Source organism: Acinetobacter sp. YK3, assembly GCF_001729365.1.
In the GTDB taxonomy this organism is placed as follows: domain Bacteria; phylum Pseudomonadota; class Gammaproteobacteria; order Pseudomonadales; family Moraxellaceae; genus Acinetobacter; species Acinetobacter vivianii.
Genome location: NZ_LZPJ01000067.1, coordinates 1 through 13454 on the forward strand (window position 1 = coordinate 1; position 13454 = coordinate 13454).

At 46.1% G+C, this 13454-nt stretch carries 10 protein-coding genes; 6 read left to right on the plus strand and 4 right to left on the minus strand.

The window, feature by feature from the left end; genetic code table 11:
- Positions 1-124: 124 nt before the first annotated feature.
- Entirely contained in the window at positions 125-2809 is a 2685-nt protein-coding gene (gene ppc / locus A9Z07_RS05565; protein ID WP_047429826.1) for a phosphoenolpyruvate carboxylase, read from the minus strand.
- An 84-nt stretch (positions 2810-2893) separates the two neighbouring features.
- Positions 2894-3517, minus strand: a complete 624-nt coding sequence (locus A9Z07_RS05570) for a TetR/AcrR family transcriptional regulator (protein WP_004776413.1) — start codon at positions 3515-3517, stop codon at positions 2894-2896.
- 151 nt (positions 3518-3668) lie between these two features.
- On the opposite strand from A9Z07_RS05570, the gene A9Z07_RS05575 reads away from it, so the two are divergent.
- From A9Z07_RS05575 to A9Z07_RS05600, 6 genes are all read left to right on the plus strand, one after another.
- On the plus strand, positions 3669-4769 hold the full coding sequence (locus tag A9Z07_RS05575; protein ID WP_069577578.1) for an efflux RND transporter periplasmic adaptor subunit: 1101 nt from the start codon (positions 3669-3671) through the stop codon (positions 4767-4769).
- A 2-nt stretch (positions 4770-4771) separates the two neighbouring features.
- The gene (locus A9Z07_RS05580; protein ID WP_047429834.1) at positions 4772-7891 is read left to right on the plus strand and encodes an efflux RND transporter permease subunit; all 3120 of its coding nucleotides are present in this window, start codon (positions 4772-4774) and stop codon (positions 7889-7891) included.
- Positions 7892-8032: 141 nt separating this feature from the next.
- Positions 8033-8410, plus strand: coding sequence for a hypothetical protein (locus tag A9Z07_RS05585; RefSeq protein ID WP_004776408.1), 378 nt, complete (start codon positions 8033-8035; stop codon positions 8408-8410).
- Between the two features lie 144 nt (positions 8411-8554).
- The gene (gene dnaJ, locus A9Z07_RS05590) at positions 8555-9670 is read left to right on the plus strand and encodes a molecular chaperone DnaJ (protein WP_005260301.1); all 1116 of its coding nucleotides are present in this window, start codon (positions 8555-8557) and stop codon (positions 9668-9670) included.
- A 115-nt stretch (positions 9671-9785) separates the two neighbouring features.
- The gene (gene dapB, locus A9Z07_RS05595; protein ID WP_069577579.1) at positions 9786-10607 is read left to right on the plus strand and encodes a 4-hydroxy-tetrahydrodipicolinate reductase; all 822 of its coding nucleotides are present in this window, start codon (positions 9786-9788) and stop codon (positions 10605-10607) included.
- Between the two features lie 96 nt (positions 10608-10703).
- Positions 10704-11354 carry an START domain-containing protein gene (locus tag A9Z07_RS05600; protein WP_005260300.1) on the plus strand — a complete coding sequence of 217 codons (651 nt, stop codon included), beginning with the start codon at positions 10704-10706 and terminating at the stop codon, positions 11352-11354.
- A 38-nt stretch (positions 11355-11392) separates the two neighbouring features.
- On the opposite strand, the gene A9Z07_RS05605 is transcribed toward A9Z07_RS05600, so the two are convergent.
- Entirely contained in the window at positions 11393-12580 is a 1188-nt protein-coding gene (locus A9Z07_RS05605) for an MFS transporter (RefSeq protein ID WP_005260299.1), read from the minus strand.
- Position 12581: 1 nt separating this feature from the next.
- Positions 12582-13388, minus strand: coding sequence for a 2,5-didehydrogluconate reductase DkgB (gene dkgB, locus A9Z07_RS05610; RefSeq protein ID WP_005260298.1), 807 nt, complete (start codon positions 13386-13388; stop codon positions 12582-12584).
- Positions 13389-13454 lie beyond the last annotated feature (66 nt).

Here is a 13454-nt window from a genome sequence, read left to right on the forward strand (position 1 = left end):
TAACTCTTTTATTTTCAAAATAATTTTAAAAACTTTTTCAAATTTTTTTATGAAAATGGCATATTTTGCCAATTCTGCCATCAACAGCGGTCTTTTGTGTTGATGGCAATTTTGGAAATAATGTTTAGCCCGTATTACGCAAGCCTGCCGCAATACCTGCAATGCTGACCATCAAGGCATGATCCACTGGACTGTGTTCAGTTTGATGCTCGGCCAGATAGAGGCGTCGACGTTTCATCAATTCAGCCTGTAATAAATGCAGAGGCAACAAATACGGTTTACGCACCTGCATCGATTGATCCAGCACTTCATTATTGCTCAGAAGTTTAGATTCACCTTTCAGGCGAAGTAGGGTATCGACCGCATTTTGCAGGCGTTGACGTAACTCGACACCAAGAACCTTTAAGTCCTGATCTTGAGTCAGATGAGATTCATAATACAGCGCAATATCTGCATCGGACTTGGACAGCACCATTTCCAGCATATCAATCAATGTCTGAAAATAAGGCCATTGTTCAAGCATCTCATCCAGCGTGTTTTTATGTTGCCCGTGAACTTGATTGATCGCGGTGCCAGTACCGAGCCATGCTGGTAGCATCAGGCGAATCTGTGTCCATGCAAATACCCACGGAATGGCACGTAAGGACTCGATCCCACCACTGACTTTACGTTTGGCTGGTCGTGATCCGAGCGGCAACATCTGTAATTCCAGCTCAGGGGTAACGGTACGTAGATAACTCACAAAATTTGGATTTTCACGCACGGTTTGGCGATAAACCTGCACCGATAAATCCGTCATCTGATTCATCAGGTCACGCCATTGTTGTTTCGGCTCAGGTGGCGGGAGTAAGGTCGCTTCCAAAGTCGCTGCGGTGTAGATTTCCAGATTTTGCAGGGCAATGCCTTCCAGACCGAATTTAAAGCGAATCATCTCGCCTTGCTCCGTGACACGAATCGCGCCAGAAATCGAACCCGGTGGTTGAGAGAACAAAGCTTGCTGGGTAGGTGCACCACCACGGCTGATTGAACCACCACGACCGTGGAATAAGGTCAATTGTACGCCATGCTGTTTGGCAATCGCCGTCAGTTCTTCCTGAGCACGATATTGCGCCCAGTTGGCTGACATAAAGCCTGCATCTTTGGCGGAGTCGGAGTAGCCAATCATGACTTCATGTTTGCCTTGAATATGCTGTTTATACCAATGCATATTGAACAGGGTATTCATGGTTTTGGCGGCGCCATCGAGATCCTTCAAGGTCTCGAATAAAGGCACCACACGTAGAGGCTGCTGGATGCCCGCTTCTTTTTGAAGTAACAACACTGCCAGCACATCACTTGGATATTCTGCCATCGAAATAATATAGGCGCCCAGACTTTCAGGTGGCTGTTCTGCCAAGGTGCGCATGGTGGCAAACACTTCGAGTACATCGGAATGCTGAATCAGGCTACCTTCAGGCTCATTAAAAAATTTCGGCAGTAATGGGCGCTTGCTTTGCAGTTCCTGTATCAGGAAGTTTTGGCGTGCCTGTTCGGTCCATGACTCAAAATTGCCTAGACCCAAATATTCAGTAATGGCGGAAATCGCTTGGCGATGACGTCCCGATTCTTGACGGATATCGAGTTTTAGCAGTTCAATTCCGAAGCAATTCACCCGATAAATAAAGTCGAGTAATTGTCCGTTGGCAATCTCAGCCATATTACAGTCGATCAATGAGCGATAGCACAGTAATAGCGGTGCGAGTAATTCATCTTTGGTTCTGATGATATTGCTGTCATCTGCTGCTTCAGTGCCTTGCAGACGATGGGCCAACCATGTACGTGTCGCTTTTAAACGTTCGCGGGTTTCGCGTAAATATTCACGATACGGTTCTGGATGTTCATAACCCAAAGCTTGAGTCAGTTCATCGGAACAGCTTTGAATCGACAATTCCCAACGCAGATTTTCAATATCACGCAGATAGAGATCTGCTGCTTGCCAGCGCGATAACCACAGGACTTCTTGCGTGACTTGATGCGTTACATTCGGGTTACCATCACGGTCTCCACCCATCCAAGAGGCAAAGCGAATTGGTGCAACATTGAGTGGCAGACTTTGTTCACAATGCTGTTGAGACAATTCATTCAGTTCGCGAACAAATTTAGGTACGGCATTCCAGAGCGACTGCTCAATCGTCGCAAAGCCCCATTTCGCTTCATCCACAGGGGTTGGGCGATGTTGACGGATTTCATCGGTCTGCCATGCTGAACTGATCAATTGCTTGAGCGTTGCAATGGTTTGTTGGCGTTCTTTCGGGGTCAGCTTTTGCTGATCTAATTGTGAAAGGCAATCGGTAATGTCGTCATATTTTTGAATTAAAGTACGACGGCTGACTTCGGTCGGGTGGGCTGTCAGCACCAGTTCAATTTTTAAATCACAGATTTGTTGAAATAGTTGTTGTGCATTGATCTGCTGACTTTTGAATTTTTCAAACAAATGCGGGAGTGGATTAGGACTTGGTGCTTGCTCATCAAACTCGGCCTGACGACGGCTTCGCACCACATGGTACTGTTCCGCAATATTGGCAAAGTTAAGAAAATGTGAGAAAGCACGGGTCAGCGGTAAAATCTCTTCATCTTTTAAACCGAGGAAAAGTTGTTCTAGCTGTTTTTCTGCTTCGATCTGGCCGTCACGTGCGCCTTTGGCTAATGCCCGAATTTGCTCAATCTGATTAAACAAATCTTGCCCAGCATGTTGCTTTAAGGTCTCTCCCAGTAAGTTGCCCAGTAAGCGGACATCTTCACGTAGTGGAGCAGTGATTTGCTGAATCATTCTAATTCTCCTGTTGTTCTCATTCGACTATAGCGCGATTGAAAGACAATCCAAGAGCAGAACGTAAAAAAATGTGAAATTTATCTAAACTTTAGTCTGATATTTAAGCAAAAAAATCTCGATTGCATGCTGAATCATCTGATCGATTTCATCTGCTGTTGGAACAGGTGCTAAACCCAGTAACACTTGTTGGTGACGGATCCCCAGCAGCAAGGAAATGATCAGTTCAGTCTGCTTGATCGGTTCATCGGCCTGAATAAATTTAAACGCGATAGCTTGCTCAAAAAAATCACACCAGACATGACACATGCGGGTATGTGAGGCATCAAAAAACTGTCGGGTTAAGGGACTCTGTTCCGCTGCCAGCTCAAACAGGACACAATCCAGTTTCAAGGCTTCAGGAAGATAAATGATATTTAAAGCCCGCTGGCACATGAGAAGCAAGGCCTGTTTAAAATCAGAGTCCGCCGTCAGTTCAAACTGTTTGGCTCGAATCGATTCTTCACAGCTTTCTTGAATCGCGCACATGAACAGATTGTTTTTGTCTTGAAAGTGGTTGTACACCGTAAGTTTAGTGACGCCTGCTTCTTTGGCGATCTGGTTCATGTTGGTGGCGTGGTAACCCATTTTTAAAAAAATAGATTTTGCGGCCTGTAAAATTTTGGCTCTTTTCTCTAAATCTTTAGGGCGACCACTATGGATTTGCACGTTATCTTTCTCTTTTAATCAATTTAAAAATCAGATGGGTAGATTTATTTTTTAATTAATGTACCTATGAGTATATTAATTAAAAAATAAACAATCTATGATAATGCTCATATCACGCCTTAAAAATCAATTTGAATAAGAGCGCAAACAGATGAAGCAGATCAATCGTATCATATTGGGGTTCGTCATTGTCAGTAGTGTCGTCCTCAGCGCCTGCCAGAAAGAGGTGCCCAAGACTGAGGAAATTCCTTATGTCATGGTGGCCCAGCCGAGTGGCAACCATGTTGAGCAAAAAAGCTATGCAGGGGATGTGCAGGCGAAACAGCAAACTGCTTTGGCCTTCCGTGTCGGGGGACAGATCACCGAACGTTATGTCGATGTCGGGGATCGGGTCAAAGTTGGACAGGTGCTGGCGAAGCTGGATGTAAAAGATGCGCAATTGCAAATGAATGCGGCCAAGGCACAGTTACAAAGTGCACAGGCTGCTGCAAAAATTGCCGCAGAAGAATATCAGCGTTATCAGCAGCTATTACCGGTCAATGCGGTCAGCCGTTCGCAATTTGATGCCGTCAAAAATCAGTATGAATCTGCACAGGCAAGCTTACAGCAAGCCCGTTCTAACTATGAAGTATCGTCCAATCAAACGGGTTATAACCAGCTTATCTCGAATAAGAACGGGGTGATTACCCAGCGTCAGATCGAGATTGGGCAAGTGATTGCGGCAGGGCAGGCTGCCTACCAGCTAGCCATTGATGGTGAACGCGAAGTGGTATTTGGTGTACCTGAACAGGCGGTCAGCACCATTAAAGTAGGACAGCCAGCATGGGTCACCTTGTGGTCGCAACCTGAGGCACGTTTTGCTGCCAGAGTGCGTGAGGTTTCTCCAGCAGCGGATCAGTCTCGAACCTTTACCGTGAAAGTGTCTTTGCTGGAAGGGCAGTCCAGCATTCAACTCGGACAAAGTGCGCGCGTCTTCTTCGTGGCGCATGACAATAATGTCTTGAGTGTGCCTTTATCCAGTGTTACTGCCAATGATCAGCAAGCCTACGTCTGGGTGGTGAATGCCAATCAAACCATTCGTAAAGTGCCTGTGACTTTAGGGACTTATGGTCGTGACAGTGTACCCGTCCTTTCAGGCTTGAAAGCGTCTGACTGGGTGGTGGTTGGCGGAGTGCACTTATTGCGTGATCAGCAAAAAATTCATCCCGTTGATCGTGATAACCGCGACATTCGTGTCAAAACGGGAGGTTAAACATGAAATTTAACCTTTCAGAATGGGCACTCAAAAATAAGGGTATTATCCTTTATTTTATGCTGCTGCTCGGCATCGTTGGAATAATGTCCTATTCCAAACTTTCGCAAAGTGAAGATCCGCCATTTACCTTTAAAGTGATGGTGGTGCAGACCTATTGGCCGGGGGCAACCGCAAAAGAAGTCTCAACGCTGGTGACAGATCGAATTGAAAAGGAGTTGATGACTACGGGGCAGTATGACCGCATCATGGCCTATTCACGTCCGGGTGAGTCCTTGGTGACTTTTGTGGCTAAAGACAGTTTACCGTCCAGTGCCATTCCAGACGTCTGGTATAACGTGCGCAAAAAGGTCAATGATATTCGGACCCAGTTACCAAGCGGTGTACAAGGGCCTTTCTTTAATGATGAATTTGGAGATACCTTCGGCAACATCTATGTGCTGACAGGCAAGGACTTTGACTATGCGGTAATGAAAGAATATGCCGACCGTTTGCAACTGCAATTACAACGGGTCAAAGATGTCAGCAAGGTTAATTTGGTGGGACTACAAGACCAGAAAATCTGGATTGAATTGTCCAATACCAAGGCAGTGCAATTAGGTGTGCCTGTCACCGCGATACAGGAAGCTATTCAGAAGCAAAACGATATGGCGGGTGCGGGTTTCTTTGAAACAGGTACTGACCGTATTCAAATTCGGGTCAGTGGACATTTACATAGTGTCGATGACCTGAAAAAAATGCCGTTACTGGTCGGTGACAGAACCATTCAACTGGGTGATGTTGCCGAGGTCTATCGCGGTTTTAGCGAACCTGCACAGCCACGCATGCGTTTTATGGGTGAGAACGGGATCGGGATTGCGGTCTCGATGCGTAAAGGTGGTGACATCATTGCGCTAGGTAAAAATCTCGAAACCGAATTTAACCGTCTGCAAAAAAGCTTACCTTTGGGCATGAAACTACAAAAAGTGTCAGATCAACCTGTGGCGGTACAACGCAGTATTCAGGAGTTTTTAAAAGTTCTCGCGGAAGCGGTGATTATCGTTTTATTGGTGAGTTTCTTCTCACTGGGTTTCCGTACTGGCTTGGTGGTGGCACTTTCTATTCCACTGGTTTTAGCCATGACCTTTGCAGGCATGAACCTGTTCGATGTGGGACTCCATAAGATTTCACTGGGCGCATTGATTCTGGCGCTCGGGTTGCTGGTCGATGACGCCATTATCGCGGTTGAAATGATGGCGATTAAGATGGAGCAGGGCTACAGTCGACTCAAAGCAGCAGGCTTTGCATGGCAAACCACGGCCTTCCCGATGCTGACAGGTACCCTGATTACCGCAGCAGGTTTTTTGCCGATCGCAACTGCACAATCTGGAACAGGGGAATATACCCGTTCTATTTTTCAGGTGGTGACCATTGCCTTGATTGTGTCATGGATTGCCGCAGTATTATTTGTCCCTTATCTGGGGGAAAAATTACTGCCTGACTTTACTAAACAGAAGCAGCAAGCCGCTTGGTATGTTCGATTATGGGCAAGATTGCGTAAGCAACCTGCGCCTATCGTGGAAGCGCATGGGCAACATCATGATCCTTACCAATCCAAGTTTTATCAGTCTTTCCGCCGTGTGGTCGAAATCTGTATCACCTATCGTAAAACCGTTATTGCCGTCACAGTCGGGATTTTTGTGTTGTCGGTGGCGATGTTTAAGCTGGTGCCGCAACAGTTCTTCCCGCCATCGAATCGTGCTGAAATTCTGGTGGATTTAAAACTGGAAGAAGGCGCATCTTTGACCGCGACGGAACAAGCCGTGCATAAGGTGGAACAATTCCTGTCGAAACAAAAAGGCATTGATAATTATGTGGCTTATGTCGGGACGGGTTCACCACGTTTCTACTTGCCTTTGGATCAGCAATTGCCACAAGCCAGCTTTGCCCAGTTTGTGGTGTTGGCATCATCTTTGGATGATCGGGATGAAATCCGTCGTTCTCTAGACACACAAATCAAGCAGCTATTACCTCAAGTGCGCACTCGGGTGTCATTACTGGAAAATGGCCCACCTGTGGGTTATCCATTGCAATATCGTGTTTCGGGTGAAGATCTCGGCACAGTACGTCAATGGGCACAAAAAGTGGCAAAAGTCCTGAGTGAAGATCCAAACACCACCAATGTGCATCTGGATTGGGGCGAGCCAAGCAAAATCATTGCGATTGAAATTGATCAGGATCGTGCCCGTCAAATGGGCGTGTCTAGCGTTGATCTGGCGAACTTCCTGAATGCATCGGTGACAGGATCGGTGATGAATCAATATCGTGAAAAACGTGAATTGATTGAAATCCGCTTACGTGGTGATAAATCTGAACGGGTTGAAGTGGCTTCTTTGGCGAGCTTGGCGGTACCGACCAGCAAAGGCACCACTGTGCCGTTAGCGCAAATTGCAAAAATTGAATCCCGTTTTGAAGAGGGTTTAATCTGGCATCGTAATCGCCTGCCAACCATTACCGTTCGTGCGGATATTCGTACCCACTTGCAACCTGCGACTGTGGTGCAACAGTTGGCAGAGCAGATGCAGACCTTACGTGCAGACCTGCCAAGTGGTTATTTACTAGAAGTGGGCGGTACCGTTGAGGAGTCCGCGAAGGGACAAAACTCGGTCAATGCAGGTATGCCATTGTTCCTGGCTGTGGTGATGACTTTATTAATGATCCAGCTGCGTAGTATGTCGCGGGCAACCATTGTGTTGCTGACAGCACCATTGGGCTTGATCGGGGTGGTGGCATTCCTGCTGCTATTTAATAAACCTTTCGGTTTCGTGGCGATGCTCGGTACGATCGCACTGTCAGGCATGATTATGCGTAACTCGCTCATTTTGATTGATCAGATCGAGCAGGATATACAGGCGGGACATGTTCCGTGGGATGCAGTCATTGATGCAACCATGCGCCGTTTTCGCCCCATTGTCCTGACCGCACTGGCTGCCGTACTGGCGATGATCCCGTTATCACGCAGTATTTTCTTTGGTCCGATGGCCGTTGCGATTATGGGCGGATTGATTGTTGCGACCTTATTAACCCTGTTTTTCCTGCCTGCACTTTATGCAGCATGGTTTAAGGTCAAAAAAACAACATAACTATCGTAATTATTTTGTGAATAAAGGTGCGAAATATTGAAAATTTCAATATAGTAGCACCTATATTTTAAGACCAATAAATAATTGAATTTCATTGCATGACAAATTTTGCACAATGCTGTGAATGAGGTGATATAGAGCATGGGGCAAGACAATATTGAGCAGCATCGCCGCTATGTGGCGATTTCTTACGTGTTCATGTTTCTTGCATTATTTACAATCGTGTTTGCAGCGTTTGCGTACCTGTTAGCACGAAAAGTTGCGATTGTGGATAATGCTGAAGTATGGATACATGCGCATGCACTGTGGATTATGCGTAATGTGCTGTTATTTATCTTGATGGCCTTTTTTGCTGCCCTATGGTTTATTCCATTGTTCTTTTTTGCATGGGATAGCGCACTCTGGGTAACTGCAATGACCGTTGCAGGTGTGGTCTTCAGTTCAATTGCCTGGTTATTTTTATTGAATGCATGGCTAAAAGGCATTGCTAAATACTTTAAAAATAAAGCAGTTTTTTAATTTTACTGCTTTTTTATTGAATTAGACCTTGTAAATTTATCGTACAGCCCCTATTAAGGCTCTGTTGACTTTAGAAATAAAAAGTCAGCAGAGCCTATTTGTTTTTTTAGATTTGAATAAATTCCGTGAGGAGCATCGCCAACCATGGCTAAACGTGATTATTATGAGGTTTTAGGCGTTTCGAAAACCGCAAGTGATGATGAGATCAAGAAAGCCTATCGTAAGTTGGCGATGAAGTATCATCCAGACCGTAACCCTGACAACGCAGAAGCTGAAGAAAAGTTCAAAGAAGCGGCAGAAGCTTATGAAGTGCTTTCTGACGAAGAAAAGCGCAGCATGTATGACCGTGCTGGGCACAGTGCCTTTGAAGGTGGCTTTGGTGGTGCAGGTGGCGGCTTCGGTGGCTTTAGTGCAGAAGATATCTTTAGCCAGTTCGGCGATATTTTCGGTGGTGCGTTCGGTGGCGGTGGCCGTCAGCAACAACGTCAGCGCCGTGGTTCAGACCTTCGCTATGTGATGGAATTGACGCTCGAAGAAGCCGTCAAAGGTGTGAAAAAGACCATTACGTTTACTGCGCCAGCGCCATGTGAAACCTGTGATGGTAAAGGTTCTCAAAATCCGAATGATGTCGAAACCTGCCGTACCTGTCATGGTGCAGGCCAAGTGCGTATGCAACAAGGTTTCTTCTCGGTTCAGCAAACTTGTAGTACCTGCCGTGGTCAAGGCAAAATCATCAAGAACCCATGTAAGAGCTGTCATGGTTCAGGCGTTGCTGATCGTCAACAAACACTTGAAGTTACCATTCCTGCCGGTGTGGACAATGGTGACCGCGTACGCTTGACGGGTAAAGGTGAAGCGATCCGTGATGGTCAGGCTGGTGATTTATACGTTGAAGTCGTGGTACGTGAACACGAAATCTTCCAACGTGATGGTGCTGATCTATATATGGATGTCCCTGTTAGCATTGCAGATGCTGCATTAGGTAAAGAAATTGAAATTCCGACCCTAGAAGGGCGCGTGAGTTTGAAAATTCCTGAAGGCACACAAACGGGTAAACTTTTCCGCTTACGTGGTAAGGGTGTTCGCCCTGTACGTAGCAGCATGGTCGGTGATTTACTCTGCCGCATTGTGGTCGAAACACCTGTCAATCTAAACAGTCGCCAACGTGAATTGTTGAAAGAGCTACAAGCCTCTTTTGATGGGGATGGTCATGCTTCGTCTCCAAAGAAAAAATCATTCTTTGATCGCCTGTTTGACTAATTGGCCTTCATAAAAAAAACCTGCTTCGGCAGGTTTTTTTATGGGAAATTTTTAGCGCGAGCACAGAGTTTTGCTATAGTAGCTGAATTGTTTAAATAAAAGACTGGGAAAAATTATGTCAACTTCTCCACGCATTGGGATCTTGGGTGCAGGCGGACGCATGGGACGCATTTTGATTCAAGCGGTACAACAGGCAGGCTACCAGCTTGCAGCCGCAGTTGAACGTCCAGAAAGCAGTTTGGTGGGTGCAGATGCAGGGGAACTTGCAGGTATTGGCAACATCGGCGTCAAGATCGTGGGAAGTTTGAGTGAAGTATTGAAGGATTGTGATGTAGTGATTGACTTCACTGCACCTGTTGCCACTGAACAGCATTTGAAGCTTTGCCGTGAAGCGGGTGTGGCAATGGTGATTGGTACCACGGGGATGTCAGATGAACAAAAGGCATTCCTTGAAGAAACAGCAACGCATACACCAGTCGTGTACGCTGCCAATTATTCAGTAGGGGTCAATGTTTCGATTAAATTATTGGAACTCGCTGCAAAAGTATTTGGTGATACCGTGGATATCGAAATCATTGAAGCGCACCATCGTCATAAAGTCGATGCACCATCAGGTACAGCATTCATGATGGGTGAGGCGATTGCAGATACTTTAGGTCGTAACCTGAAAGAAGTTGCGGTGTATGGACGTGAAGGCTATACCGGCCCGCGTGACCGTCAAACCATTGGCTTTGAAACCATTCGTGGTGGCGATATCGTGGGTGAACATACCGTGATGTTTATTGGTGAAGGTGAACGTGTTGAAGTCACCCATAAAGCGACCAACCGTATGAATTTTGCCTCAGGTGCCGTTCGTGCAGCATCATGGGTGGTTGGCCGTGAAGCACGTAAATACGATATGAAAGATGTTTTAGGCTTTAACGAGATTGAAGTATAAAACGTTCCTTTTTTGTACTATAAAAGAGCTTGTTGAGCTTTCTTTCCAGTAGAAGTGAAGCAGGCTCTTGCCATCATTAAAACAATTGAGCATGACATGAATAAAAAACATATCGTCCTTGCTACACTACTCAGTATCAGCAGCTTTGCGGTGACTGCTGCATCAGATACTGCCAAATTGAGTTTGCATCGTAATAATATTAAGGTCTGGACCTACCAGACAGAAAATAATCCAATTATTCAATATAAAGCCGAAACGATTTATGATGTGCCGCTGGAACGTGCCGTTGCGGTGGTTCTCGATGTCGAGCGTACGCCACAATGGGTGCCGTATGTGGGGAAGGCGCAAATGCTATCTCGCGATGACAAGAAAGGCGAGTTTACCTTGTATATGGTGCTGGATTTTCCATTTCCTTTAAAAGACCGCGATGTGGTGATTAAAGGCAAAATGACCAAGAATGCGGATGGCAGCATTAGCATTAAAAACAATGCCATTCAGAACAATTATCCTGAGCAACCTGATGTGGTGCGTTTAAGCAAATATGCGGGTGACTGGACTTTCCAAAAATTACCGAATAATCGGGTAAAAGTGACCACCAGCGGATATGCCGATCCAGCAGGTTCGATTCCATTGAGCTTTGTGAATATGTTTGTGCAACAACAACCATATCAGATGCTCATGAAAATGAAAAAAGAAGTACTCAACCCGATCTATGCGCAACCAAAGTTGCCAGATTTATTGAAATGATAAAAAAGCCTGATTGAATTCAGGCTTTTTTATTACCATCAGGCTTGTGGGCATTGTTGTAGCTGAGTGGCTGGTTTGGCTGCTAGTTTCATTTGAATGAAAACCAGAATTAAACCAATGCCTGCCAGCGCAGCGCCGATCATTGAGACCGCAGTGTAATTCAGACCAAGACTTAATACTGCGCCACCCGCTGCGGCACCAATCGCATTGCCCAAGTTAAAGGCACCAATATTCACGGAAGAAGCAAGGCCAGAGGCTTCATGTGCCACTGACATCACACGCATTTGTAATGGCGGTACGATGGCAAAGGCGGCTGCACCCCAGATCACCAAACCAAGTGCTGCGCCTACTTGGGTTTGAGCAAGGATTGGGAAAATCAGCATTAATCCGATCAATAAACCTAAGAAACCAATCAAAGTCTTGTTGATAGACAGGTCTGCAAACTTGCCACCGAAATGGTTACCGATTGAGAAACCAATCCCGATCAAGACCAGCATCATGGTGATAAAGGTCGGTGAGGCATGGGTAAACTCAACCAGACTTGGCGCGATATAGGTATAGAGTGTAAACATCGCTGATGCTCCGAACACCGTAGTGAGCAACGCCAATACCACAGGTAAACGGGTCAGGACTTTCAGTTCCATTTTTACATTCGGTTTTTGTCCAACTGATCCTACAGGCAGCGCTTTCCAGAGGGAGAGCATCGTAATCACACCAAGTGCTGAAATCGCAAGGAAAGACATGCGCCAGCCGATGTTTTGTCCGACCCAAGTTGCAAGCGGTACACCACCAATATTGGCAATGGTCAGGCCCATGAACATGGTGGCAACAGCACTGGCCTGTTTATTGGCAGGAACCACGCTGGCAGCGACCACAGAGCCAATTCCGAAGAAAGCGCCGTGGTTCAGGCTGGTAATCAGTCGAGCGCCCATTAAGCTCATATAGTTCGGTGCAAATGCTGCAATCAGATTACCGACAGTAAAAATTGCCATCAGCAAAATCAATGCATTACGACGCGCAAAACCACCAAACCATAAGGTCATGATCGGTGCACCCAGCATTACGCCCAGTGCATAACCCGTAATCAGCATGCCCGCGCTGGGGATCGATACGCCTAGATCATTGGCGATATTGGGCAATAGCCCCATGGGTGAGAACTCGGTGGTGCCGATGGCAAAGGCACCAATCGCCAAAGCCAGCAAGGGCAGGTTAATGCGGCTGCTCATGTTATTTGTCCCATTCAGGCGCAAATGGTTCTGGACTTACTTCTCGACCATTACGTTCCAGTTGGGCAATCAACTGCATTTCCTCTGCAGTTAAAGTTAAGTCTTGTGCCTTTAAGTTACTGATCAGGTTTTCACGTTTGGTTGATGAAGGAATCACAGCAAAGCCATTTTGTAGTGCCCAAGCCAATGCCACTTGTGCACTGGTCGCTTGATGTTGTGCAGCGATCTCAAGTAGGGTGGGATCATTTAAGACCTTGCCATAAGCCAAAGTCATGTAGGAAGTCACATCAATATTTTGCTCACGCAGGAAGTTGACCAAGGTGCGGTTCTGTAAATATGGACTGAGTTCAATCTGGTTGGTGGCAATGTGTTCTACACCAATGCTGTCAATCGCTTGTTGGGTCAAGGCAATATTAAAATTCGAGATTCCAATTTGCTGAGTCAGACCTTGCTGTTTGGCTTCTAGAAGCAGTTGCATTACGGTTGGAATGGACACACCTAGTTGTGGGGCAGGCCAGTGAATTAACGTCAGGTCTACTGCATCGGTACGCAACTTTTGCAAGCTGTCTTTTAGGCTTGGAATAAACTTATCTTCCGTAAAATTGTCGACCCAGATTTTTGTGGTGAGGAAAATATCCTGACGTGCGACACCACTTTCAGCAATGGCTTGACCCACAGCCGCTTCATTTTCATAAACCTGTGCGGTATCGATGGCACGATAGCCGACGTCTAACGCTGTTTTAACCGAGTCAATCACGGCTTGATCTTTGAGACGGAAAGTACCTAAACCAAATTGAGGGATACGCATATTTTTCACCTGATTTTTTTCATGCTCTAAGGAGCGATTTTGTTGATGGCTGTCATTTTGCGATGA

What these genes read in the sequence shown, in the direction of transcription:
- A9Z07_RS05575 (WP_069577578.1), top strand. Translation starts at nt 3,669, where the DNA reads ATGAAGCAGATCAATCGTATCATATTGGGGTTCGTCATTGTCAGTAGT.
- A9Z07_RS05585 (WP_004776408.1), top strand. Translation starts at nt 8,033, where the DNA reads ATGGGGCAAGACAATATTGAGCAGCATCGCCGCTATGTGGCGATTTCT.
- A9Z07_RS05600 (WP_005260300.1), top strand. Translation starts at nt 10,704, where the DNA reads ATGAATAAAAAACATATCGTCCTTGCTACACTACTCAGTATCAGCAGC.
- dkgB (WP_005260298.1), bottom strand. Translation starts at nt 13,388, where the DNA reads ATGCGTATCCCTCAATTTGGTTTAGGTACTTTCCGTCTCAAAGATCAA.
- dnaJ (WP_005260301.1), top strand. Translation starts at nt 8,555, where the DNA reads ATGGCTAAACGTGATTATTATGAGGTTTTAGGCGTTTCGAAAACCGCA.
- A9Z07_RS05580 (WP_047429834.1), top strand. Translation starts at nt 4,772, where the DNA reads ATGAAATTTAACCTTTCAGAATGGGCACTCAAAAATAAGGGTATTATC.
- dapB (WP_069577579.1), top strand. Translation starts at nt 9,786, where the DNA reads ATGTCAACTTCTCCACGCATTGGGATCTTGGGTGCAGGCGGACGCATG.
- A9Z07_RS05605 (WP_005260299.1), bottom strand. Translation starts at nt 12,580, where the DNA reads ATGAGCAGCCGCATTAACCTGCCCTTGCTGGCTTTGGCGATTGGTGCC.
- ppc (WP_047429826.1), bottom strand. Translation starts at nt 2,809, where the DNA reads ATGATTCAGCAAATCACTGCTCCACTACGTGAAGATGTCCGCTTACTG.